General features: G+C 61.7%; 21 protein-coding genes. 7 read left to right on the forward strand and 14 right to left on the reverse strand.

Annotated elements, in window-relative coordinates; all coding sequences use genetic code 11:
• Positions 1–14 precede the first annotated feature (14 nt).
• The 13 genes from PQR62_RS22620 to PQR62_RS22680 form a co-directional block, all read right to left on the reverse strand.
• A complete protein-coding gene (locus PQR62_RS22620; protein ID WP_408160308.1) occupies positions 15–860 on the reverse strand; it encodes a MetQ/NlpA family ABC transporter substrate-binding protein in 846 nt (281 codons plus the stop codon).
• A gap of 169 nt (positions 861–1,029) precedes the next feature.
• Positions 1,030–2,034, reverse strand: coding sequence for a fimbrial protein (locus tag PQR62_RS22625; protein WP_408160309.1), 1,005 nt, complete (start codon positions 2,032–2,034; stop codon positions 1,030–1,032).
• 363 nt (positions 2,035–2,397) lie between these two features.
• Positions 2,398–3,045: a DUF1120 domain-containing protein gene (locus tag PQR62_RS22630; RefSeq protein WP_408160310.1), complete on the reverse strand. Its 648-nt coding sequence runs from the start codon at positions 3,043–3,045 to the stop codon at positions 2,398–2,400.
• 397 nt (positions 3,046–3,442) lie between these two features.
• Positions 3,443–5,170 (reverse strand): ABC transporter ATP-binding protein, encoded by a 1,728-nt coding sequence (locus PQR62_RS22635; RefSeq protein WP_408160311.1) that lies wholly within the window; start codon positions 5,168–5,170, stop codon positions 3,443–3,445.
• A 43-nt stretch (positions 5,171–5,213) separates the two neighbouring features.
• A complete protein-coding gene (locus PQR62_RS22640; protein ID WP_408160312.1) occupies positions 5,214–6,611 on the reverse strand; it encodes an LLM class flavin-dependent oxidoreductase in 1,398 nt (465 codons plus the stop codon).
• Positions 6,608–7,162, reverse strand: a complete 555-nt coding sequence (locus PQR62_RS22645) for a carboxymuconolactone decarboxylase family protein (RefSeq protein ID WP_408160313.1) — start codon at positions 7,160–7,162, stop codon at positions 6,608–6,610. Before PQR62_RS22645 ends, PQR62_RS22640 begins: the two co-directional genes overlap by 4 nt.
• Before the next feature lie 47 nt (positions 7,163–7,209).
• A complete protein-coding gene (locus tag PQR62_RS22650) occupies positions 7,210–8,211 on the reverse strand; it encodes an ABC transporter permease (protein ID WP_408160314.1) in 1,002 nt (333 codons plus the stop codon).
• 33 nt (positions 8,212–8,244) lie between these two features.
• Positions 8,245–9,249, reverse strand: a complete 1,005-nt coding sequence (locus tag PQR62_RS22655) for an ABC transporter permease (protein WP_408160315.1) — start codon at positions 9,247–9,249, stop codon at positions 8,245–8,247.
• A gap of 22 nt (positions 9,250–9,271) precedes the next feature.
• A complete protein-coding gene (locus PQR62_RS22660) occupies positions 9,272–10,933 on the reverse strand; it encodes an ABC transporter substrate-binding protein (protein ID WP_408160317.1) in 1,662 nt (553 codons plus the stop codon).
• Between the two features lie 29 nt (positions 10,934–10,962).
• The gene (locus PQR62_RS22665) at positions 10,963–12,603 is read right to left on the reverse strand and encodes an ABC transporter substrate-binding protein (RefSeq protein WP_408160318.1); all 1,641 of its coding nucleotides are present in this window, start codon (positions 12,601–12,603) and stop codon (positions 10,963–10,965) included.
• A gap of 219 nt (positions 12,604–12,822) precedes the next feature.
• Entirely contained in the window at positions 12,823–14,070 is a 1,248-nt protein-coding gene (locus tag PQR62_RS22670) for an SfnB family sulfur acquisition oxidoreductase (protein WP_408160319.1), read from the reverse strand.
• Between the two features lie 58 nt (positions 14,071–14,128).
• Positions 14,129–15,391 (reverse strand): SfnB family sulfur acquisition oxidoreductase, encoded by a 1,263-nt coding sequence (locus tag PQR62_RS22675; RefSeq protein ID WP_408160320.1) that lies wholly within the window; start codon positions 15,389–15,391, stop codon positions 14,129–14,131.
• A gap of 287 nt (positions 15,392–15,678) precedes the next feature.
• On the reverse strand, positions 15,679–16,857 hold the full coding sequence (locus PQR62_RS22680) for an MFS transporter (protein ID WP_408160322.1): 1,179 nt from the start codon (positions 16,855–16,857) through the stop codon (positions 15,679–15,681).
• Between the two features lie 221 nt (positions 16,858–17,078).
• Here PQR62_RS22680 and PQR62_RS22685 point away from each other — a divergent pair, with 221 nt between their 5' ends.
• From PQR62_RS22685 to PQR62_RS22705, 5 genes are all read left to right on the forward strand, one after another.
• Positions 17,079–18,290: an MFS transporter gene (locus PQR62_RS22685; protein WP_408160323.1), complete on the forward strand. Its 1,212-nt coding sequence runs from the start codon at positions 17,079–17,081 to the stop codon at positions 18,288–18,290.
• Between the two features lie 20 nt (positions 18,291–18,310).
• Positions 18,311–18,478 (forward strand): hypothetical protein, encoded by a 168-nt coding sequence (locus PQR62_RS22690; protein WP_408160325.1) that lies wholly within the window; start codon positions 18,311–18,313, stop codon positions 18,476–18,478.
• Between the two features lie 27 nt (positions 18,479–18,505).
• A complete protein-coding gene (locus PQR62_RS22695; RefSeq protein WP_408160327.1) occupies positions 18,506–18,730 on the forward strand; it encodes a DUF3717 domain-containing protein in 225 nt (74 codons plus the stop codon).
• Between the two features lie 191 nt (positions 18,731–18,921).
• A complete protein-coding gene (locus tag PQR62_RS22700; protein ID WP_408160328.1) occupies positions 18,922–20,127 on the forward strand; it encodes a patatin-like phospholipase family protein in 1,206 nt (401 codons plus the stop codon).
• A 266-nt stretch (positions 20,128–20,393) separates the two neighbouring features.
• Positions 20,394–20,957 (forward strand): phasin family protein, encoded by a 564-nt coding sequence (locus PQR62_RS22705; protein ID WP_408160330.1) that lies wholly within the window; start codon positions 20,394–20,396, stop codon positions 20,955–20,957.
• Between the two features lie 187 nt (positions 20,958–21,144).
• Here the strand turns inward: PQR62_RS22705 and PQR62_RS22710 are convergent, their stop codons facing one another.
• The gene (locus tag PQR62_RS22710) at positions 21,145–22,755 is read right to left on the reverse strand and encodes an NAD(P)/FAD-dependent oxidoreductase (protein WP_408160332.1); all 1,611 of its coding nucleotides are present in this window, start codon (positions 22,753–22,755) and stop codon (positions 21,145–21,147) included.
• 442 nt (positions 22,756–23,197) lie between these two features.
• Here PQR62_RS22710 and PQR62_RS22715 point away from each other — a divergent pair, with 442 nt between their 5' ends.
• On the forward strand, positions 23,198–23,860 hold the full coding sequence (locus PQR62_RS22715) for a DUF1120 domain-containing protein (RefSeq protein WP_408160334.1): 663 nt from the start codon (positions 23,198–23,200) through the stop codon (positions 23,858–23,860).
• 148 nt (positions 23,861–24,008) lie between these two features.
• Positions 24,009–25,058: a fimbrial protein gene (locus PQR62_RS22720; RefSeq protein ID WP_408160335.1), complete on the forward strand. Its 1,050-nt coding sequence runs from the start codon at positions 24,009–24,011 to the stop codon at positions 25,056–25,058.
• The last annotated feature ends 20 nt before the right edge of the window (positions 25,059–25,078 follow it).

Below are 25,078 nucleotides of genomic sequence, written 5' to 3' on the forward strand. Positions count from 1 at the left end.
GCAAGAGATCCGGCTTACCAGGCCGCCAGAATGCCGCCCTTGAACTCGGTCTCAATGAACTTCTTCACTTCATCCGACTGATAGGCGGCCACCAGTTTCGGCAACCACGGCTGATCCTTGTCCTTGATGCGTACGGCAATCAGGCAAGCGTAAGGACTGTCGCCGTCTTCCACCACCAGGCTGTCGCGCGCCGGATTAAGGCCAGCCTTGGAAGCGTAGTCGGCGTTGACGGCCGACGCATCCAGATCATCCAGCGTGCGCGGCAATTGCGCAGCGTCGATCTCGATGAACTTGAGCTTGCGCGGATTTTCAACGATGTCGATCGGCGTGGCATTGATGCCGCTCAGGGGATCGATGCCGGTGCGCAGCTTGATCAGGCCATGCTTTTGCAACAGCAGCAAGGTGCGGCTTTCATTGGCCGGATCGTTGGGAATGCCGATCTTGGCGCCGGCCGGAATCTCCGCCAGCTTGCGATATTTTTTGGAGTAGATCGCCATCGGCCCGATCATGGTGGTGCCGGTGCCGTAAAGCTTGTAGCCGCGCGCCTTGATCTGGGCATTCAGAAACGGCCGGTGCTGAAAACTGTTGGCGTCCAGCTCGCCGGCATCGAGCGCGGCGTCGGGCTGGATGTAATCGTTGAACTCGATGATCTGCACCTTGTAGCCGGGATTATTCTTTTCGAAGAGGCGCTTGGCGACCTCAAAAATCTGGGCGTGCGGGCCGCTGGTGACGCCGACCTTGAGGATCTTGTCAGCAGCGTGTGCGGCGCTGCTTGCCATGCCGGCGATGCCGGCAAACAGCAGCGCGGCGAGCGGCAGAATCTTGAAATACGACTTGAGATGAACCCTGAAACCAGACATGCGATCCCCTTATAAAAGGGAATAATTTATAGATGCAGACCCGGCAACGGAACGAATCCTTTCTTGTTTGAATATTCGGTTTGTGATTGAGCGCGCGGGACAGCGACTATCTCGCGCGCACCATGCATACGCCGCGCAACCAGGCCTGGCTACGCGGAGCAGACAGCTTCTATTGATAGGACATCGTGAACGTCACCGAGCCGTTTGCCGAACCTGGGCTGACGTTTTTCTCGGTCTGGATGTAGCGCGCACCGAAGCGCACATCAAAAGTATTGTCGTTGGCCTGCGCCAGATACATCTGATTGCGATTGCCGGCGATGGCGCTGTCGGGGCCGAAGGAAACCGTCTTGTTGTCGTACATCAGCTGTATGCCCAGACCGCGGGCGCGCGAGCTGCTGCTCAACGGCAGCACATCGCTGGTATTGCCGGCATTGGTGGGGTCGGAAAACGTCACGTGGACCTTGGCCCTGACGCCGGCGCAAGCGACGTTGAGATCGAAAGGCACCGGATTGCTGGTCTTGCCCACTGCATTGAATTCACGCTGACTGAAGCGCCCCAGCGATACCGAAGCCGGTGCTCTGACGCTGCAGGTTTGCGGCACCAGTTGCGCGGTGTTGTTGGTGGCGATGTTGCCTACCTCAAGCCGGCTTCCCCGTTCATCGGTCACATGGAGGCGAACCAGCATGCCGCTGGCGAACTGCCTGGCGCTGATGATCGGTGCGGTCTTCACAAGTTCGATTCTGATATCGCCGTCCAGACCTTGTGTGGAACTGGTCCAACCCAGACGGCTGGAACCTGAATTGTTTCTGTACCAACCACCGGCGCTCCGACTCGAAATACGAAATCCGAAACCGGCGCCATTGATCTCATGCACTCCGCTGCCATCGCCCTGATAGGTGATGTTGGGATAGTCCATCGCAATGGTCCAGGTGATGGTTGAATTGGCCTGGCATTCGATGCCGTAGCGGGTGTCGCCCTGGCGCGACAATGGCTGCACCGTGAAACTGGCGAAGGTTTGCCCTACCGCGAGATTTGCCGGCATGCTGATCTTGTCGGGCAAGGTAAATCTGGCTTTGTCCACGCCCAGGGCCTGCTGCCAGCAAGAAGCGTGTGCATGCTGCTGGCCGGCGCACAAGATGATCAGAAGAAATAGCGAACGGATGATATTTAACATGACGAAATATTCCTCAACATAAGCGTGAATCCATCCGCGTGATACCAGCTTGCCGACGGCGAGTTCTTTACTGCGAAGCGTCGCTACTGTTGACGTTGGGATGCAAAGCCTTCTGACGCCACGGACTTTCACGGCGAAGGCAAACACATCTGGCCAAGGCGATTGAATTGATCAGATTCCGGCCGCTGCATGCGGGCAGCAGGAATCTGATCGCGGGACGAAAAACACTCCCGGAAAGGAGTGCCCGTTTAGGAATGGACCTGCAGATGGAAGTTCCGGCGGGCGCCGTATCTGATCAATTTTGGTGAAAAATTGAGATTCTCTTAAAAGTGAGCCTGGGTGATCCAGGCCCACACCTGTCGATTACAGATATTTGATTTCGATAGTGGCGGAGCCATCCAGCGGGACTTCCTGTGTCAGCGGCAAATTTTCCGGCTTGTTCAACACGGTTTCGATACCGATCCTGGCGACCAGTTGTTTGATGGCCAGCGGTGTCTTGGTGCCTGGCGCTGCAAACGAAAACATGTTGCCGTCGTTTTCGACGTAGGTCACTTTGTCGCCCCAGCCATTGCCTTCCTGGTACAAATTGGTCACCGGTTTCGCATCAGCAGTTGTTTCCGGCAACATCGAGATGGCGTAGCCGCCTACGTTTTTACCTGCGACTGTGCCCAGACCGTAGTTGTAGCGCTCGCCTGAACGCAGGCTTTCGGTGATGCCGGTCACTTTCGACGCGGCGCGATTGTCGGCAGCGACCAGTGCAATCTTGGCTGCGGCATCGCAGGATACGGTGATGGTGACGTCTTTCTTTTCAAGCTTGGTGTAGGCACCGGCCGTCAGCCGAGAAGCCGGGATGACGCCGTAGTCCACCACGCCACCGCCGGAAAAAGTTGGCTTGCAGGCGGCTGGCTTGATAACACCTTTGACTTGCAGTTCAGCGGTATCGGCTGCATGTGCCAGATTGGCAACCATTGCGACGGCGATCAGGGCGGAGGCGGCAATGAGGTTTTTCATGATGTCTTCCCAAAAAAGTAAGCAGAGGTCGGTGCATCACGTTTGGCGATAATGCCTGATGCAGTGACGTCATTGTGCTTTTTTGTTCTCGACGCTTATATGAGAAAAGTCTCAAAAACTTTTGTGGTTTTAGAACCTTGATTGAGATACTCGGAAGCATCTTTACTGATTTGGGGCATAGATTCCGCTTACTTTCTTGATCCTTTTCCACGCCGACGCCGAGACCTTCCCGTTGGCAGCACCAGGCCCTCTTCATGTTTGAACACGGTTTTCGTATTTCGCCATGTAAAGGGCCAAGGCTTGAACTTTCGCTCAACTCTTTGAGCCCGGTTTACAGCCTCTGCCTCTGGCAATTCCAGGGTTCAGCGGCCCGCCGTGGAAATTGAACCGGGCCGCTTCATGCCCGCAACAACTCCGGCATGGACAAATCTGCACGACGTGAACGGGGCGCCGGCACCGCAGCAATCAGCGAGCGTGTATAGGCATGCTGAGGTGCATGCCAGATGCTGTTGTGGTCACCCGATTCGACGATGCGGCCATCATGCATCACCAGCACCTGGTCGGCGATATAGCGCACCACCGAGAGATCGTGCGAGATGAACAGGTAAGACAGACCGAACTCATGCTTGAGATCCACCAGCAGATTGAGAATCTGGGCCTGCACCGAAACATCGAGCGCGGAGACCGGTTCGTCGCAAATCACCAGCGCCGGCTTGAGCACCAGCGCGCGGGCGATGCCGATGCGCTGACGCTGACCGCCGGAAAACTGATGCGGATAGCTGTTCAGCGCGCGCTGCGGCAGGCCGACCAGATCGACGATCTGCTCGATGCGGCGACGCCGCTCGCGCTTGTCGCGCACCTCGTGAATCTGCAAGGCGGCGTCGAGTATCTCCGCCACGCTGAGCCGCGGATTGAGCGAGGCGTAAGGATCCTGAAAAATCATTTGCACGCGCCGCCGGTAATGCCGCAGACGCTCGCCCTTGAGGCGCGCGATATCGTCGCCGTCGAGCATAATGTTGCCGGCGCTGGCATCCACCAGACGCACGATGGCTTTGGAGAGCGTGGACTTGCCGCAACCCGACTCGCCGACCAGGCCCACCGTTTCACCGGGCTCGATATCGAAAGACACGCCCTTGACCGCATTGACGGCGCCATTGCGCGTGGCGTAATCCACCTTCAGATCGCGCAGCGACAGCACGGCTGACGAGGGCTGCGTCTGATCATTGGCGGCGGCCGGCGCCGATACCGGCGACGGCGCCAGAGTGCGTGGCGTCAACGAAAAAATCTCGGCGCCGTGCGCATCTTTTTCCACCCGGATTTCCGGCAGACGGCCATCGCGATAGTGGTAGGCCTGTTCCATCTGCAGCGAGGCGCCGAGCAGACCCTGGGTATAGGCATGCTGAGGATGGGCGAATAGACGCGCGGTATCGCCCTCCTCCACCTTGCGGCCACCGACCATCACCGCCACGCGGTCGGCCCATTGCTCGACCACGCCGAGGTCGTGCGTGATCAGCAGCATCGCCATCGATAGCTCGCGCCGCAACTGATCCAGCAATTCCAGAATCTGCGCCTGTATCGTCACGTCCAGCGCGGTGGTCGGCTCGTCCGCCACCAGCAGACGCGGATGGCAGGACACCGCCATCGCAATCATCACGCGCTGGCGCTGGCCGCCCGAGAGATTGTGCGGATAGTCGTTGAAACGGCGCTGCGGCTCGGGAATGCGCACCAGTTCCAGCAGTTCGATGGCGCGCGCGCGTGCCGCCTGCGGCGACAGATGCTGATGCAGGCGCACCGCTTCCACCACTTGCTGGCCGATGCTCAGCACCGGATTGAGCGAAGTCATGGGCTCCTGAAAGATCATCGATATGGCGTTGCCGCGCAGCGCGCAGATCTCGGTTTCCGGCAGCGCCAGGATGTCGCGCCCTTCAAACAAGATGCTGCCGCTGGCGCGCGCGCTACCCGGCAGCAGACGCAGCAGCGACAAGGCGGTGGTCGACTTGCCGCAACCGGATTCTCCCACCAGCGCCAGGGTTTCACCGGCGCCGATGCTGAGGTTCAGATCCTTGACGGCGTCGTGGCCGGGGAAGGACACGTTGAGATTGCGGATATCCAGAAGCTGGCTCATGGGTCTGCCTTATGTGTTGCCGCTCGGTTGCACTCAGTTACGCTCAGGCCGTCACGCCGAAGCGGTAAGCTGCGCCGGCGTGCTGCTCCGGCAGGCGCGCGCCGCCGCTGAACAATTTCTCCCGCAACGTCCCGGGCGCGTAGTCGTGCTTGTACGAACCACGCGTCTGCAATTCGGGAATCACCAGATCGATGAAGTCTGCAAAACTCTCCGGCGTAACGGTGCGCGTGAGGTTGAAGCCGTCGATGTCGGTTTCGCGTATCCAGGCTTCCAGTTCGTCCGCCACCTGCTGCGGCGAGCCGACGATGGTGGCGTAGCGGCCGCCCAGCTCCAGTTGCTGCAGCAGCTTGCGCTTGGTCCAGCTGAGCTCGGGATTGGTGACGGTCTTGGTCAGCGATTCGATGGCATTGTTCTTGGCCGGACGAATCGGCTCGTCCAGACCGTACTCCGAAAAGTCGATGCCGGTGCCGCTGGAGAAATGCGCAAGTCCGGCTTCGGGGCTGGCATAGCGCGCGTACTCCTGATATTTCTCGTGCGCTTCTTTTTCGGTGGCGGCGGTGACCACGGTCAGGCCCATGAAAATCTTGACGTCATCGGGCGCGCGTCCTTCGCGCACTGCGCCTGCGCGGATGCCGGCGACCAGCTTGCGCACCGCTTCCTTGGTGTGCCCGGAAACGAACACGCACTCCGCATGGCGCGCGCCGAACGCCTGGCCGCGCCCCGATGAGCCGGCCTGATACAGCACCGGCGTGCGTTGCAGCGAAGGCTCGCTGAGATGAATCGCCTCGACCTTGTAGTAGTCGCCGCTGTGATGAATCTTGTGCACCTTGTCGGGCCGGGCGTAGACGCGGTTCTGACGGTCGCGCACAACGGCGTCCTCTTCCCAGCTGCCTTCCCACAGTTTGTAGACCACCTCCATGAATTCGTCGGCACGGTCGTAGCGCTGGTCGTGCTCCAGCTGTTCGGACAGGCCCATGGCGCGGGCGGCGCTGTCCAGATAGCCGGTGACGATATTCCAGCCGACCCGGCCCTTGGTCAGATGGTCCAGCGTAGACATGCGGCGCGCGAACAGGAACGGCGCTTCGTAGGTCAGATTGGCGGTGATGCCGAAGCCCAGATGCTCGGTCACGTGGCCCATCGCCGAGATCAGCAGCAGCGGGTCGTTGACCGGCAGCTGTATCGATTCGCGCAGGGTGAGATCGACCGAGTTCTGATAGACATCGTAGACGCCGACGATGTCGGCCAGGAACAGGCCGTCGAACTTGCCGCGCTCCAGCAGCTTGGCCAGATCGGTCCAGTAGGCGATGTCGGTGTAATCCTGCGAGCGGTCGCGCGGATGCGTCCACAGGCCGTGGTTGATGTGGTTCACGCAATTCATGTTGAAGGCGTTGAGGCGGATTTCCTTCTTCTTTTCTGTGCTGTGGGTAATTGAGGTGCTCATGCGGCGACATCCGTAGTCAGGTATTCGGGTTCCAGCTTTACGTCGAGCGCTTCGTTGAAGCGCGCGAAGAAGGCGCACAGCGCGGCGCGCAGGGTCAGTTCGACCACTTGCGATTCGGAAAAATGTTCACGCAGGCGCGCCACCAGACTGTCGCCCACGCGCTGCCGCGTGACCGCCAGCGCGTAATCGCGCACCAGCAGTTCGACCGGACCGAGGCCGGGCACGTCAGCGTCGAGGATGCGCTCCACGGTTTCCGCCGGCACATGCTGCGCCGCCAGCTTGGGCGCATGGTGCGAGACACAGTAGCTGCATTCATTGGCCCTGGAGGCGGTGACCAGCACGATCTCCAGATGCAGCCTGGAGATATTGCCCTCGGCCGCGAATTGCAGCAGCAGACCGTAGAGATGTTCGATCGAGGCCGGCCGATGCGCCAGCACCCCGAGCATGTTGCCGAAGGCGCCGTATTCGCTTTCGACCTTCTCGAAAATTGCGCGCGCCTTGGGCGCGTCGGCGGGAATCTGATGTGCCAGCAGAGTGGATACGCGTGCCATGTTGTGTCCTTTATTGAAGTCGATTGCGGTGGCAGTAAAACCGCCGCTTATTTGCGGTCGCGCGGGTCGAGCACGTCGGCCAGCCCGTCGCCCAGCAGATTGAGCGCCAGCACCGTGACCACGATGGCGATGCCGGGGATGGTGGCGATGCTCCAGTCGGTGCGGATCACCTCGCGCCCGGCGCCGACCATGTTGCCCCAGCTCGAGGCATTGGGATCGCCCAGGCCGAGGAAGGCCAGACTGGATTCGGTGAGGATGGCGGTGGCCACCATCAGCGAGGTCGAGACCAGAATCGGCGTCAGGGTATTGGGCAGGATGTCGCGCAGCATGATGCGCGTATCGGAAGCGCCCAGCGCCGCGCTGGCCTGCACCATCTCGCCGTGGCGCAGCTTGAGCACCTCGGCCCGCACCAGCCGCGCCAGACTGGGCCAGGCGGTGACGCCGATGGCCAGTGAAATGGTCAGCAGCGAAGGCTGGGCCACGGCGACGATGGCCAGCGCGAACAGGAAGGAAGGAATGGTCTGGAAGAATTCGGTCACCCGCATCAGCAGCGCGTCGGCGCGGCCGCCGTAGTAGCCGGCCAGCAAGCCGCCACTCACGCCCAGCGCCAGCGACAGCAGGGTCGACACCACCGCGATCAGCAGCGAGACGCGGGCGCCGTGAAAAATCCCGCTCAGCAGATCGCGGCCCAGCATGTCGGTGCCGAGGGGAAAAGCCGGATCGGCGCCGACGTGCAGAAAAGGTTCTGCCACCATGTCCAGCGGATCGCCCGGGAACAGCCAGCCAGCCGAGGCCGCCATCATCAGCACCAGCGCCAGCAGCACGGCGCCGGTCAGCGCTGAAGGCGAGCGCAGCAAACGCGCCGGCCAGCCGCGCTGACGCGGCCCGGCGATGCGGCTGGCCGGCGCCGCAGTCTTGGCCGCGTTCACTGCCGACGGAAAGATCACCGATGAGGCCGTCACCGAATCGATATCGACCGTACTGAAAGCAATCGGTAAAGGCGACAGGGAAGACAGCAAAGGCAAGGAAGATGGAGCGCGCTGGTTCATGAAAATAGTCCTTGAAGTCGGGTCAGTCAGAGATCAGGCCAGACGAATGCGCGGATCGAGCCGGGTGTAGATGAAATCCACCAGCCAGTTGACCAGGATCACCACCACCGAGCTGCACAGCAGAATGCCCAGCAAGAGATTGAAGTCGCGCTGAAACAGCGCCTCGAAGGCCAGACGGCCGAGGCCGGGCCAGGAGAACACGGTCTCCACCAGCACTGCGCCGCCGATGATGGAACTGACCTGCACGCCCAGCATGGTGACCAGCGGCAGCAAGGCATTGCGCAGCACGTGGGCGAACAGCACGCGCGGCGGCCGCGCGCCCTTGGCGACCGCGGTGCGCACGAAATCCTGACGCCGCACCTCGATCATGGTGGCGCGCATCAGACGCGTGTAGACCGCCATGTAGAACAGGCCCAGCGTCACCGCCGGCAACACCAGATGGCGCGTGATATCCAGCACGTGGGCCCAGCCGGTGTAGCCGGCCTCGACGCTGAACATGCCGCCCACCGGCAGCCAGTCCAGCCAGACCGAGAACACCACCACCAGCATCAGGCCGATCCAGAACAGCGGCGTGGCGAAGAACAGCAGCGCCAGCGTCGAGATCAGCACATCGGTCAGCTTGCCGGAGCGATACGCCGCCAGTGCGCCCAGCGTGGCGCCGGCCACCACTGCAAAGGCGATGCTGGCGCCCATCAGCAGCAAGGTCGGCAGCACCCGTTCGGCGATCAGTTGCAGCACCGGCATGCCGTGCCGGAAGGAATAGCCGAGATCGAAGTGCAGCAGATTCAACAGATATTTGCCGAACTGCACCGGCAGCGGCTGATCCAGCCCGAACTGCTGGCGCAGCGCCGCCATGTATTCCGGCGTGGCGGCGCCGGCTTCACCGGCCAGCACCTGGGCGGCGTCGCCCGGCGCCAGCCGCAGCAGGAAGAAATTGATCACGGCCACGCCCAGCACTACGCCGGCCAGCTGCAGCAGGCGATACAGCAGACGGCGGGCGGTGTCTGAAGCAGACGAAGCGGCGGGAGTGCTGCTCATGATTGATCCGTGATCAGAGAAGTCATTTCGAGGCGTCGGCCACCTTGGGCGCGCTGTCGAACCATGCGTTCTTGAGCGAGCTGTAGATCTGATCGACGCCGCTCACGGTGTCTTTCAGATTGGCCGCCTGCACCGTGAAGAAATGCAGTTCCAGCAAGGGAATCGAGGGCAGATCGGTCTGCACGCGCTGCTGGAATTTCTTGAACAGCGCCACCCGTTCGGTCTGGCTGGCGGAAGCCTGGGCCTGCTCGATCAGCTTGTCGGCCTCGGCGCTGCGATAACCGGAAGCATTGGTCCACGGGATGTTCTTGCCGATCGAGTTGCTCCAGTAAGCGCGCGTCACGCCCACCAAGGGATCGGCGAAACCGGCGAACCAGACCACCGACAGATCGTAGTCGCGCTCACCGTAGACGCGGCGCGTGAAGGTCGGCGTGTCCTGTGCGCGCACATTGACTTCGATGCCGACGCGCTTGAGCGCCTGGCGGATGTATTCGCTGCTGCGCTTGTAGTCGTCGCCGTAAGGCAGATAGTCGATATTGATGCGCAGCCGCACACCGTCGGCGCCGCGCTTGAGGCCGGCTTCATCCAGCAGCGCTTCGGCCTTCTTGGGATCGTAGCCATATTTCGGCACGTCTTCCGAGTGGAATTGCTTGAGGGTGGATACCACCGGGCTCACCGCCGGCTTGCCGAAGCCGTACCAGACCACCTTGTTGAAGGCATTCAGATCGATGGCATGCGCCAGCGCCTGACGCACGCGCACATCCTTGAAGTAAGGCTTGTCGACGTTGACGTCGAGGAACAGCCAGGGCGAGATCCAGTCGTAGCCGCGCGTTTCCAGTTTCAGATTGGGCAGTTTGGCGAGGCGCTCAGCATCCTTCAGCGGCACCGGCGAGAACGGCGCGTACTGCACTTCGCCCTTCTCCAGCGCAGCGGCGCGAGCGCCGGCGTCAGGCACGATCTTGAACACGATCCTGTCAAGGTAGGGCTTGCTTACACCTTTGCTCTTGTCCCAGTAATCGGGGTTGCGTTCCAGCGTGATGTAGTTGCCCTTGCTCCACTCCTTGAACACAAACGGGCCGGTGCCGACCGGCTTGTTGTTGTAGGGATTGTTGAGGATGTCGGTGCCTTCGTACAGATGCTTGGGCAGCACCTGCGCACCATTGCTGTTGAGCGAGCTCAGCACCGCCAGCGAGGGCTCGCTGAAATGAATCACCACAGTATTGTCGTCCGGCGTGTCGACGCTGGTGACGGTGTTGAAGATGATCTGATTGCGCGGGTGGATTTTCTTCCAGACGTTTTCCAGCGTCCACTTGACGTCGGCCGAGCTGAACGGTTTGCCGTCATGCCACTTCACGCCACGGCGCAGATGGAAGGTCAGGGTCTTGCTGTCCTTGGAGACCTCCCAGCTTTCCGCCAGCGCCGGACGCAGCTTGAAGTCGTTGTCGTACTCGACCAGGCCGTCGAACACATTGGCGCTAAAGAAACCGGTCGGCGACGCGGTGTTGAGCGCCGACGTCAGGATCACCGGCTCCGGCTGCAGAATGGCGGTCAGGGTGCCGCCGCGCGTCTGTGCCTGCGCCAGCTGGGCGCTCAGGCCGAGCGCGGTCAGCAGCCCCAAAGTCAGGCCCAGATTCAGCAATTTGCGGGTGCGGGCATGGAGGTGATGGATCTTGCTTGTATTCATGTTGTTCTGTTTCACACTGTTGGCGATATTCATTTGGCGGCGCGGGCAGGATTGGCGGACTGATCCAGCCAGGCGTTCTTGAGCGAACCCTGCGACTGGTCACCGTCCTGCGTGATGCCCTTCAGGCGCGGCGAATGCACGGTGAAGAAATGCAGCTCGATCAGCGGCAGCGTCGGCAGATCGGTCTGCGTGATCTGCTGGAATTTCTTGAACAGCGCCACCCGTTCGGCTTGGGTAGCCGCGCCCTGCGCCTGCTCGATCAGTTGATCGACTTCATCGTTCTTGTAGCCGGAGCTGTTGGTCCAGGGCACGTTCTTGCCGATCCAGCCGGACCAGTACATGCGCGTCAGGCCGATCTGCGGATCGGGAAAGGAGGCGTTCCAGGTGATCGCGGTATCGAAGTCGCGGTCGCCGTAGACGCGCTTGGTGAAGGCGGCGGTGTCCTGACTGCGGATGTTGACCTCGATGCCGACGCGCTTGAGCGATTGCTTCAGATACTCGGCGGTGCGGCGATAGTCCTCGCCGTAGGGCAGATAGTCGTTGCTGATACTGAAGCGCACGCCGTCGGCGCCGCGTTTGAAGCCGGCCTCATCCAGCAGCGCTTCGGCCTTCCTGGGATCGTAGGGATAACGCGGCACGCTGCCGTCGAAGAACTGGGTGAGCGTGGTCGGCACGATGCTGACCGCCGGTTTGCCGTAGCCGTACCAGACCACTTTGTTCAGGCCCTCCAGATTGGCGGCGTGCGCGATGGCGCGGCGCACGCGCACATCCTTCAGGTACTTGTTGCTCAGGTTGTAGTCCAGATACAGCACCGGCGAGGACCATTGATAGCCGTTGGTCTCGACCTTGACCTTGCCGGACTCGGCCAGACGCTGCGCTTCCTTGGGCGGCACCGGGCTGAACACGGCGTACTGCGCGTCGCCGTTCTCCAGCGTGGCGGCGCGGGCCCCGGCATCCGGCACCACCTTGAAGATGATCTTGTCGAGGTAAGGCTTGCCCTTCTCCCAGTAATTCGGATTGCGTTCCAGCGTGATGTAGTTGCCCTTGCTCCATTCCTTGAAGACAAAGGGGCCGGTGCCGACCGGCTTGTTATTGTTCGGATTGTTGAGGACGTCGGTGCCTTCATACAAATGCTTGGGCAGCACCGGCGCACCCCAGGAATTGAGCGTCGACAGCAACGCCAGCGAGGGCTTGGTGAAGCGGAAGATGGCGGTATTGGCGTCCGGCGTGTCGACCTGGGTCAGGTTGACCAGAATCGCCTTGTTGCGCGGGTGGATGGTCTTCCATACATTCTCCACCGACCATTTGACGTCAGCCGAGGTGAAGGGCTTGCCGTCATGCCATTTGACGCCCTGGCGCAGATGGAAGGTGATCGCCAGTCCGTCCTTCGAAACCTCCCAGCGCTCGGCCAGCTGACCATGCGGCTTGAGTTCGTTGTCGTAGGACAGCAAACCGTCGTAGACATTGGTGGCGATCAGCGAGGTCGGTTGCGCGGTATTGACGGCGCCGGTCAGCGTGACCGGTTCCGGCTGCACGATGGCGACCAGCGTGCCGCCGGCGGTCTGCGCCGAAGCGCCCAGCGGCGCCAGTGCCGCACCGGCCAGTGTGGCGGCCACCGAAAGCTGAATCCAATGCCGGCGCGTGGCGCGGCGGTGCTCGAAATGCGACATCTGTCTGTTCCCCTGAATGGTCTTTGAATGTGTTTTTAAATGCCTTGCAGCTATGCCGGTCTACGGCAAAGATACGGCTGCCGAACGGCATCGATGAGTCGCGGCGAACGTCCATTGCCATGTCGCCGGAAGTGACGCGGCCGCCTTCAGCGGCGGCGCATTCGACATCGGCCGGCGCTGCAGATCAAGCGTTCGGCCGATGCGACAGCAATTGAAAGATCAGATGGCGCCATGACGCGGCGGCTTCTTGCCGTTGAGGTAGTAATTGCCGACCGCAAAATATTTCCAGCGCACCGGATCGTGCAGCGTGTGCGTGCGGGCATTGCGCCAGTGGCGATCCAGATTGTGTTCGGCCAGCGTCGATTGCGAACCCGCCAGTTCGAACAGCTTGCTGCCGGCGGCCAGCGAAATGTCGGTGCTCAGCACGCGCGCTTCGGCCACGGCGATGGAGGCGGCGGCCACCGTTTCGTCGGTCGGATCGGCAGCCGCCAGATCGACCTTGCGCGCAGCGCGCTCCAGCAGCGCTTCGGCGGCGTGCAGCTGTATGCTGAGATTGCCGACTTCATGAATCGTCAGCGGATCTTCACTGGCTTTCTCGACGCCGGCATCCACCCAGGGCCGCGAGTGGGTCTTGACGAACACGATGAGGTCGTCATAGGCCGCGCGCGCGATGCCGAGATCGATGGCGGCGTGCATCAGTTGCGCCTGCGGACCAACCGTGGTCGGGCGCGCGAAGGACGCCTGAAAACCCAGTACGGCGTCGACCGGCACCTGCACGTTGTCGAACAGCGCGGTGCCGCTGCCGGTGGTGCGCTGGCCAAACCCGGTCCAGTCGTCGACGATGCTCAGACCCGGCGCGTGACGCGGCACAATGGCGAGCTGCTGCACGCCATCGTCGTCGATCACCGAAGTCGGCACCCAGTCCGCATACAGCGCGCCGGTGGCGTAGAACTTGCGGCCGTTGATGCGATAGCCGACGCCATCCGGATCGCGCGTCAGGCGCGTCTTGCGTTCGTTGGAATTGCGCGTGCCGAGTTCGGCCAGCGCATTGCCGAGGCGATCGCCCTGCAGCACGCGTTCGAAGAAGAAACGTTTTTGCTGTTCACTGCCATTGACGCGCAGGATTTCCACCGCATAGAAGTGATTCTGCGGAATCTGCCCGATCGAACCGTCGGCGGCCGCGATGATGGCGAACACTTGCGCCAGCGTGACGTTGGACGCGCCGGCGCCGCCGTATTGTTTCGGCACCGTGATGCCCCACAGGCCGGAGCGCACATAGCGGTCCAGCTCATCCCACGGCAGGCGGCGCGTGCGATCGCGGTCCGAGGCTTGCTGCACCAGCTCGGCGGCCAGTTTGTGTGCAGCTTGCAGGGCTTCGGCATCGTCGCGGATGCGGGTGACCACGCGTTGCGTGTTGGGCCCCGATACCGGGCGTGCGGCTTCGGAAATGCTTGCGGTCTGTGTCATGTCGATCTGCTTTTCTTTATGAAGTGCGGGGATTGCCGGAGGGAGCGAAGGCTGCCGCTCAGCTCCAGGCATGGCGCGGCGGCGGCACATCGTTGAGGTAATAGTTGCCGACCGCATGCACCTTCCAGCGCACCGGATCATGCAGGGTATGCACCCGCGCATTGCGCCAGTGGCGATCCAGATTGTGTTCGGCCAGCGTGGCTTGCGAGCCGGCCAGTTCGAACAGTTTTTCACTGGCGCGCAAGGCCAGTTCGGTGCTCAGCACCTTGGCTTCGGCAACGTCGATCGAGGCCTTGGCCATTTGCGCGAAATCGATCTTTTCCGGTTGCTGATCGAGCGTGCGCGCCGCGCGTTCCAGCAAGGCATCGGCCGCGTGCAGACGGATCTTGAGATCGCCCACTTCGCGAATGGTGAGCGGGTCGTCGCCGGCGCGTTCGACGCCGCTGTCCACCCATGGCCGCGAGCGGCGCGAGACAAAGGCGATGGTGTCTTCCACCGCCGCATGCGCGATGCCGGCGTCGATGGCGGCTTGTATCAGCTGCGCCACCGGGCCGATGTTGTTGGCCTGTTGCAGAAAACCCTGCATGTGCACCACCTGCGCCGCAGGCACACGCACCTTGTCGAAAATCACGGTGCCGCTGGCGGTGGTGCGCTGACCGAAGCTGGACCAGTCGTCCACCACGCTCAGGCCGGCAGCCTGGCGCTGGTTGATCACGAACAGATTCTTGCCGTCCTGATCCAGCGCACGCGTCGGTACCCAGTGCGCGTACAAGGCGCCGGTGGAATAGAAGCGCGTGCCGGTCAGCAGATAGCTGCCGTCGCCGGCGCCGGTGTCGAGTTCCGCGCGTGTACGCACATCGAGCACGTGCTTGCTGGTGCGCTCGGGCCCGGCATTGCCGAAGCGCGCGCCCTGCAGGGCCTCATTGAAGAAGAATTGCTTTTGCTCGTGGCTGGCGGCATTGCGCAGCACGTTCAGAATGCCGAAGTGGTTTTGCGGAATCTGGCCGATGGAAGGATCGGCGGCGGAGATCAGACGAAACACTTCGGCCACCGTCACCCATGAGGCGCCGATGCCGCCGTATTCCCTGGGCACGGTGATGGCCCACAGGCCGGTCTCGGAGAAGCGCTGGATTTCCTGGTGCGGCAAACGGCGTTCGCGGTCGCGCTGCGCGGCTTCCCGGCTGAGTTCCTGCGCCAGTTCGGCGGCGACCTGCAAGGCTTCCTGCTCGCTGTGAATGCGGCGTGCGCGTTTCGGCAGAGCAATGCTGCCCTGATCCTGAGGTGCAAATGCTGAAGCTGCGGCTTCGATGACGGCTGACATGCGGTGACCCTTCCAATCGTATATAGCCATTGGCGATGAAAACCGGCCGGCTTATGTGGAGGATCATTAAAACAAAGTACGCCGCGATGCTGAACGAAGCATTTCGTATTACTTAGTTGGGAATTTTCATGCTGAGAATTGCGCGCATCGATATGCGTTCAGCGAGCAAGCTGAAGACAAGGCGGACAAATGCGGAGAGAAAATAAAAAAGCCTGCCGCAGAAGATGTGCGGCAGGCTTGCGTTGCGCGGGGGTACCTGGAGTTGCGCGTTGTGCCGAATCAGACCCTCAGTCCGCACACAAGGCGGCAGCATTGGCGCGCGCGACCTTCTGATCCAGGCCGGCGCCAAGCAGTGCGCAGGCCAATGCCAGGAAAGCCAGAATCGCGCCCAGCAGCGGAATGCCGCTGAGGCCGAAGTTCAGGCTCAGCACTGCGCCGCCGCCGAATGCGCCGAGCGCGTTGCCGAGGTTGAAGGCGCCGATGTTCATGGTCGAGGCCAGAATCGGCGCTGAGGCAGCCTTGTTCATCACATTCATCTGCAAGGCCGGCACGGCGGCAAACGCCGCCATGCCCCACAGGAAGACGGTGACGATGGCCGCCACCGGATAGTGGCTGGTGTACATGAACACCAGCAGCACCACGCCCAGCGCTGAGAAAATCGTGCGCAGCGCCGCCATCACGCTACGGTCGGCCAGCTTGCCGCCCAGCAGATTGCCGAGCGCCAGGCCGACGCCGATCAGCAGCAGCACGCCGGCCACGCCGCGCGGCGAGATGCCGCTGAGGTCGCGCAGGATAGGTGCGATGAAGGTAAACACGGCGAAGGTGCTGGCCGAGAAAATCACGGTGGTGGCAAACGCCAGCCACACCGGCAGGCTGCGCCACAGAGCGGCGCTGTCTTCCTTGGCGCCGTCGGAGGTCTTGATCGCCTTGGGCAGCCAGTACAGGATGGCGGCCAGCGACATCACGCCGATCAGGGTGACGCCGAAGAAGGTGGCGCGCCAGCCGAAGTTCTGACCGAGCAAGGTGCCGGCCGGGACGCCAATCACGTTGGCCAGCGTCAGGCCGGTGAACATCAGCGCGATCGCGCTGGCCTGTTTCTCCTTGGCGACCAGGCTGGTGGCCACCACTGCGCCGAGCCCGAAGAAGGAGCCGTGGGCGAAGGAAGTCACCACCCGGCTCAGCATCAGCAAGCTGTAGTTGGAGGACAGCGCACACATCAGATTGCCGATGATGAAGATCACCATCAGCAGCGACAGTGCGCGCTTGGGCGCAATGCGGCTGGTGACGGAGGCCAGGATGGGCGCGCCGATGGTCACGCCCAGCGCATAGCCGCTGACCAGATAGCCGGCCGCCGGCAGGCTGACCTGCAGATCGGCCGCCATCTCGGGCAGCAGGCCCATGATCACGAATTCGGTGGTGCCGATGGCGAAAGCGCAGAGCGCCAGGGCAAAGAGAGGGATGGGCATGGGTTCTCCGGGAAAGATTGAGGCTGCTCGTTGTTTGCCGCAACGCAGCAAAACACCTGCCCGAACGGTAACCCAAAAGCCGGTTTCTTGCAGATCGGGACCGTTTTTTGCACATGCACAAACCCGCCAGGATCCCGCGCCCGGGCCCGATACCGGGGCCTTTACGTTAAACTTGCCCGGCCTTTAGAAAAAAAACGAATAACCATTCTCAAGAGAGACACATGTTCCAGACTTCCCGCGCCCCCGATTTCAAAACCGTCCTGATCGCCAGCGGCGTGGTGCTGACGCTGGCCATGGGCGTGCGGCATGGACTGGGCTTCTGGCTGCAACCGATTTCTCAGGCCCACGGCTGGACCCGCGAGACCTTTTCGCTGGCGCTGGCAATGCAGAATCTGATGTGGGGCCTGATCGGGCCGTTCGCCGGCATGGCCTGCGACCGCTTCGGCACCGCGCGCGTGATCGTGCTGGGGGCGCTGCTGTATGCCGGCGGCCTGCTGTGGATGGCGCTGGTGGATCAGCCGACGCTGTTCATCATCGGCTCCGGTGTGCTGATCGGCGGCGCGCTGGCCTGTACCGCCTTCGGTGCGGTGAGCGGCATCGTCGGCCGCAGCGCGCCGCCGGAGAAACGCTCCTGGGCATTCGGCATTTCTTCCGCCGCCGGCTCCTTCGGCCAGTTCATGATGATGCCGGTGGAGCAGCAACTGATTTCGCTGACCGGCTGGCAACCCGCGTTCTTCTGGCTGGCGGCGCTGGTGCTGCTGGCGATGATTCCGATGGCCCTGCGCCTGAAGGAGCCGCCGCGCGTGGCGCTGGCCAATGAACAAAGCATCTGGGAAGCCACGCGCGAGGCTTTCAGCCATCGACCGTTTCAGTTTCTGGTGGCCGGCTATTTCGTGTGCGGCTTTCAGGTGGTGTTCATCGGCGCGCACCTGCCGTCTTATCTGAAGGACAAGGGCATCGCCAATCCCAGCGTAGCGGTGATCGCACTGGCGCTGATCGGCCTGTTCAATATCTTCGGCTCTTATTACGCCGGCAAGCTGGGCGGCAGATTGCCGAAACGCTACTTGCTGTCGGGCATCTATTTCGGCCGCACCATCGCCATCGCGCTGTTCCTGCTGGCGCCGCTGTCGCCCTGGTCGGTGTATCTGTTTGCGGCAGCGCTGGGCTTTTTGTGGTTGTCCACGGTGCCGCTGACCAATGGCATCGTGGCCAGCATCTTCGGCCTGAAGTATTTGTCGATGCTGTCGGGCTTCGTGTTTTTCTCGCATCAGGTCGGCAGTTTCCTGGGCGTGTGGCTGGGCGGCTACTTGTTTACCCGCCAGGGCAGCTACGACACGGTGTGGATGATCACGCTGGCGCTCGGCCTGTTTGCGGCGCTGGTCAATCTGCCGATCAATGAACAGGCCATCCGGCGCGCGCCGGCAGCGGCCTGAGCCCCGATCCCCTCACGCCCATGAACGTTTCGTCCGAATCGCCTTCCAAACCGGGCCTCTCCCGGCCTCGGCCTCGGCGTCTGCTGCTGGGCGTAGCGGGAGGCGCGGTGCTGGCGCTGGTGTTCATGGCTTACCTGCAACCCTCTTTCATGGTGGATCTGGCGAACCGGATTTACCTGTGTTTTTGAACAGTATTCCCGGAGTACAATGCAGTGATGGACGAACCTTCGATCTCTCTTACCGATCTGGAACAGGCGATCAATTACTGGCGCCTGCAACGCCCCGCCACCGGCGAGGAATGCGCGCTGTCGCCTGAAGTCAATGCACTGGCCGACCTGTATGCGCTGATGATCTACCATCGCGCACATGAAGTGCCGGCGGCGCAGATGGAAACCCAGGCCCGGCAATTGTTCGACTCCTGGAAAAGCACGCGCGGCTGAGTTCGCCGCCGTTTGCCTGCTCCCTATATCCCGCCGATCTTTCTGCTTCCGGCCCGGCTGCCGGCGCACGCCTGGCGCAAGCGCGCTATGCTAGCGCCTGTATTATTCAGCGCCGCCTTTCATCGCGCCGGTGGCTGAACGTTTGAGCTGTTTTGCGATCTTCTATATACGCCATCAGAAAGAAGAGCATCATGCGCAAAGATCCGGACCAGGGTGCCGGCGGAAGCAGCAAATCTTCGTCTCCCCGTTCACGTTCCAAAACCTCCCCCGCCAGAAACGCCAGCAAGCCCAAGCCACGTGTGGCATTGGTTTTGCAGGGCGGCGGCGCGCTCGGCGCCTATCAGGCCGGGGTCTATCAGGCCCTGCATGAGAACGGCCTGACGCCGGACTGGGTGGTCGGCACCTCCATCGGCGCCATCAACGCCGCCATCATCGCCGGCAATCCGCGCGAAACCCGCATCGAGAAGCTGCGCTCCTTCTGGGAAGGCGTGGCGCATCCCGATCTGTTCGACCTGCAGCAACTGCCCGACGCCACGCGCCAGCTCAGTACGCTGATGACGACCATGGATACCTTCGTGCGCGGCGTGCCCGGCTTCTTTCGCCCGCGCCCCTTCAGTCCGTTTGCGCTGGGCCTGCCGGTGCCGGCTGAAGAAGCCAGTTTTTACAGCACCGCCGAATTGCAGCAGACGCTGGAGAATCACGTCGACTTCGATTATCTGAACGGCGGCTCCGGCATCCGCCTGACGGTCAGCGCAGTCAAGGTGACCTGCGGTACGCTGTCCAAGTTCGACACAAAAAATGAACGCCTGCGGGTCGATCACGTGATGGCCAGCGGCGCCCTGCCGCCGGCCTTCGCGCCGGTGCGGGTGGACGGCGAGCTGTACTGGGACGGCGGCCTGTATTCGAACACGCCGCTGGAAGCCGTGCTCAACGACGAGGCGCGGCTCGATACGCTGTGCATGATGGTCGATCTGTGGCACGCCGACGGCCCCGAGCCGACCACTTATGAGGCGGTGCAGACGCGTCAGAAGGATGTGACCTTCGCCTCGCGTTCGCAGCGCCATATCGAAGCCTATCTGAAGCAATACCAACTGCGCCGGGCCGCGCGCGATCTGTACAAGCGTCTGCCGCCGGCGCTGCTCAACGCCGCCGATCGCAAGATGATGGCCGAGCTGGGCGCCGACACTACCATGCATATCGTGCGGCTGCCCTACGCCGGACGCGACTGGAACATGGCGTCCAAGGATGCCAATTTCTCGCACGGCTCAATTGAATGGCGCTGGAGCCAGGGTTATCAGGATGGACTGCGCGGCATCGAGGTCAGCCACGGCTGCCCCTTCGAGCAATCCGACGCAGGGGTAGTCGTGCATGAATTGCCGCCACATATACAGGTTTGAGAGAAATCAATGCATCGCCAAAAGAGTTCATGCACGATATTCGCTCATCGCCAAAAGATCGCACCAAATTGATTTTCAGAGGGGTACGATCATGGTGAAAAAAAGCGCACGAGCGGTCGGCAAATAAGTTTGTGCATCGCACAAAATACGCTTGACCTCACCAAACAAGTGCGTAAAATATGGATTTGTTGCGGCGCACAAATCCTGTGTTGAAGTCCGAAGCCGCCTACTACTTCTGAATGTTTCACCATACTGAGGAGATAAAGATGTTTTCGTACCAAGACCAATTTTCCGCTGCGACCAAGTCCCACTTCCAGGCTCAACTGGATCTGATCAACACACTGACCACCAAGGCTTTTGAAGGCGTGGAAAAGATCGTTGAACTGAACCTGAGCGCCACCAAGGCATCGCTGGAAGAATCCTCCGCCGCCTTCAAGCAACTGGCCGGCGCCAAGGATCCGCAGGAAGCGCTGTCGCTGAGCGCAGCACAAGCCCAGCCGAATGCAGAGAAAGTCGCTGCCTACGGCCGTCATCTGGCTGGCATCGTTTCCGGCACCCAGGCTGAATTCACCAAAGCCGCAGAAGCACAGATCGCCGACACCAGCCGCAAACTGAGCGCACTGGTTGACGAAGTGAGCAAGAACGCGCCTCCGGGCACCGAAAACATGGTGTCCCTGCTGAAGGCCACCATCAGCAATGCCAACGCCGGTTACGAACAACTGTCGAAGAGCACCAAGCAAGCCGTCGAAACGCTGGAAGCGAATCTGAACAACGCCGCCAAGCAATTCACGCAAGCGGCTGAAAAGACGACCGGCCGCGCCAAGAAGTAAATCGGCGCACTCCCGCCCATCAGCGGGAGCAGCTGGAAGCAGATAGAAATACACAGAAGCACACGGCCTGCAGTTCGGGCCGGACAAATTAAAAAGGCCGCCTGAATCTTCAGACGGCCTTTTGTTTTTCATCCTTCAGCCTCGTCATGCCTCAGCCTCGGTCTGGCTCAGACGGCTGCGCTTGCGTTCAGGCGCTCTGCGCCAGCATGTCCAGCGCCAGCGCTTCAGCCACGCGGATGCCGTCGATCGAGGCCGACATGATGCCGCCGGCATAACCCGCACCCTCGCCCGCCGGATACAAACCCCGCGTATTCAGACTCTGCAGATCCTCGTCGTTGCGACGGATGCGCACCGGCGAGGAGGTGCGCGTTTCAACCCCGGTCAGCACCGCGTCGTTCATGGCGTAGCCGCGAATCTGCTTCTCGAACATCGGCAGCGCTTCGCGGATGGCGTCGATGGCGTAATCCGGCAAGGACGGATTCAGATCGCCCAGCCTGACGCCCGGTTTGTACGAGGGCGTCACGCTGCCCAGCGCCGTGGAAGGCCGGTTGGCAATGAAGTCGCCCACCAGTTGCGCCGGCGCGTCGTAGTTGCCGCCGCCCAGTTCGTAGGCGCGGCTTTCCCATTGACGCTGGAAGGCGATGCCGGCCAAGGGATGGCCGGGGTAGTCGGCCGGCGAAATGCCGACCACGATGCCGCTGTTGGCGTTGCGCTCATTGCGCGAATACTGGCTCATGCCGTTGGTGACCACGCGGCCCGGCTCGGACGTCGCCGCCACCACGGTGCCGCCGGGACACATGCAGAAACTGTAGACCGAACGGCCGTTGTTGGCGTGATGCACCAGCTTGTAATCGGCCGCGCCCAGAATCGGATGGCCGGCGGCCGGGCCGAAGCGGCACTGATCGATCATCGATTGCGGGTGCTCGGCGCGGAAGCCGATCGAGAACGGCTTGGCTTCCATGTATACGCCGCGCTCGTACAGCATTTCGAAGGTGTCGCGCGCGCTGTGGCCGATGGCCAGCACCACATGGCTGGTTTCGATGTGCTCGCCGCCGGCCAGCACCACGCCGCGCACGCGGCCGTCTTCGATCAGAATGTCGTCGACCTTTTGCTGAAAGCGGAATTCGCCGCCCAGCGCGGTGATCTTGTCGCGCATCAGTTGCACCATCTTCACCAGACGGAAGGTGCCGATGTGCGGCTTGCTGACGTACATGATTTCCGGCGGCGCATCGGCCGCCACGAATTCGGTCAGCACTTTGCGGCCGTAATGCTTGGGATCCTTGACCTGGCTGTACAGCTTGCCGTCGGAGAAAGTGCCGGCGCCGCCTTCGCCGAACTGCACATTCGATTCGGGCTGCAGCTCGCGCTGGCGCCACAGGCCCCAGGTGTCCTTGGTCCGTTCGCGCACCATCTTGCCGCGCTCCAGGATGATGGGGTTGAAGCCCATCTCGGCCAGAATCAGGCCGGCGAAAATGCCGCAGGGCCCGGTGCCGATCACCACCGGGCGGCTCTTGAGATTGCTCGGCGCGCGGCCGACGAAGTGGTAGCTGGTGTCGGGCGTGGGGCCGATGTTCTTGGCGTTCTGATGGCGCGCCAGCAGCGCCGCCTCGTCGGCGACTTCGACATCCACCGTGTAATTGAGCGTGACCGCCGATTTCTTGCGGGCATCGTAGCTGCGCCGGAACAGCGTGAAATTGAGCAAATCCCCGGCGGCAATGCCCAGACGATCGATGATCGCTGCCGGCAGTTCGGCTTCGGCGTGATTCAGGGGAAGTTGGATTTCGGTAATTCGCAGCATGCGCAGGCTTTCAGCTTTCAGTAGTACTCGGGTGCTAGCAATTCAGAGATCGGAGAGCTTCGTGATGCTCTCATTGCAGGCGAACGGCAACGCCGCCGCATCGGCAGACAGCCAGGCCGGCGGATCCCGGTTGCCCCGAGACTTGCACTGGCGGCGGCGGGTGGCCGCTTGCTGGCTGCGCGAAGGCGCTATTTTACTCTACCGACCCGGTGGCCAGGCACGCCGCCAGCGACTTGCGGGCCGCAGCCGCGACGGCCGTCAAACCTGTATCCATTCAGAGACTGCCTTTATTGAACCGGTTTCTCATGTCCGTTTTGAGACTTTTCTCATATAAATGCGAGACCTGAAAAAGCACAATGACGTCACTGCATCAGACAAACCAGTCAGGCCAGACAGCCGAATGCGATGCACTGAATTCAACTTACTTTTTTAGGAAAACATCATGAAAAACCTCATCGCCGCTTCCACCCTGTTTGCTGTTGCTCTGGTCTCCAACCTGGCGCACGCCGCCGATACCGCCGAACTGAAAGTCAAAGGCGTGATCAAGCCGGTGGCCTGCACCCCGACCTTCGCCGCCGGCGGCGTGGTCGACTACGGCACCATCCAGGCCAGCACCTTGCCGGCCGGCCAGTTCAAGACACTGGACAAGAAACAGATCGACCTCAACATCAAATGCGATTCGCCGACCAAGATGGCGATCAAGCTGGCTGACAATCGCGCCGCTTCCAAGGTCGCCGGCATCGTGGCGGGCGTGTCGAGCAGCTCCGAAGAACGCTTCAACTTCGGCCTGGGCACCGTGGCAGGCAAGAATGTCGGCGGCTATGCGCTGAGCATGGACAACGCGGCCACCACCGGCGACAGCCAGGCCGTCAGCGGCATCTACTCCGCCAACAGCGGCAGCAGCTGGAGCGCCAACAACGGCGGTCTGGATAACGCCGGCAACTACTTCTCGTTCGCCCAGGGCGGCGCGACTTCGCCGGCCGCCATCAAGACCCTGGCTGCCAAGATCAATGTACAAGCCGTGCTGAACAAGCCGGAAAACCTGCCGCTGACGCAAGACGTGCCGCTGGATGGTTCGGCTACGCTGGAAGTGGTGTATCTGTAAGTCCAGTTTCAGGGCCTGAAAAGGTCTCTGCAAACAGCGCGCCATGGCAAAAAGCCCGGCCCGGTTTTCTCCGGAACCGGGCTTTGTGCTTAGCGCGGCCCCTGAGTTCATTCCGCCCTGCCCCCTTTTTTCTACTCCCAAGATCAAAATGAAACATCGCACGTCTTCGTTGAACGGATTTCTGCTGTCCCTGCTGTTAGGGATCTCCAGCTTATTCGCGGCCGTCGAGGCTGCTGCGCAAACCCGCTGCACCAACCAGGACGGGCCCATCAGCATCAGCCTGCCGTCCAGCATCACCGTGCCGCGCGATACGCCGGTCGGCACGCGCATCTCACAATGGACGTCCTCTTCCGTCAGCAACTACATCTGCAGAAACGTTCCCGCCAATCGCTGGGTCGGGGCCGGGGTCGGATCCACGCTCGCCAATACCGGCCAGACCTTCACCATCGATGGCAGCAGTTATCCGGTGTACCGGACCAGTCTCGCGGGCGTCGGCATGATCGCGGCGAAGACCAATTCGGCCAGGGCCATCCCGGCTTCGCCCACCATGCTCCTGAGCTTCGGTGAACAGAGCAGCGGCAACAATGTCACCACCGGCTCCATGCCGGCGCGGCTGCGGGTGGCGCTGGTAAAAATTGCCGCAATCGAAGGGGGCCTCGTCAATGGCGGCCGCTTCGGCACGGCGGGCGCAGGGCAAGAGCGCGTGCCGGACGCCGATGACGATAATTTCGATTTCAGCCAGGCCCAGGTCGCGATCAATTTCAGCAGTGTGAATATCATCGTGGGCACCTGCGCCACGCCGGATGTCAGCGTCAATCTCGGCAGCTACAAATCCAGCGAATTTACCGGTGTGGGCAGCAGCACCAGGAACAGGGACTTCAGCGTCAGCATGAGAAATTGCTCGACCAGTATCCAGCGCATGACAATCAGGCTGGACCCGACCACCAGCATTCTCAACAAGGATCAGAGCGTGATCGCGCTGGACGGCAAATCGGGCGCAAAAGGCATCGGTATCAAGCTGATGGGGAACGATGGCAAGGCCATCAAGCTCAACGAGGTGCTGAACGTGCCGGCTTACAAGGCCGGCGCCGGCGGCAATGTCGATTTCCCCATGCAGGCCGCGTTTTACCAGACCGAAAAGACGGTATCGCCGGGCAAAGCCTCCAGCTCGGTGATGTTCACCATGAGCTATCAATAAGTGGAACCGGGGGAGTCTGA

The organism is Herbaspirillum lusitanum, assembly GCF_046025995.1.
Classification (GTDB): domain Bacteria; phylum Pseudomonadota; class Gammaproteobacteria; order Burkholderiales; family Burkholderiaceae_D; genus Herbaspirillum; species Herbaspirillum lusitanum_A.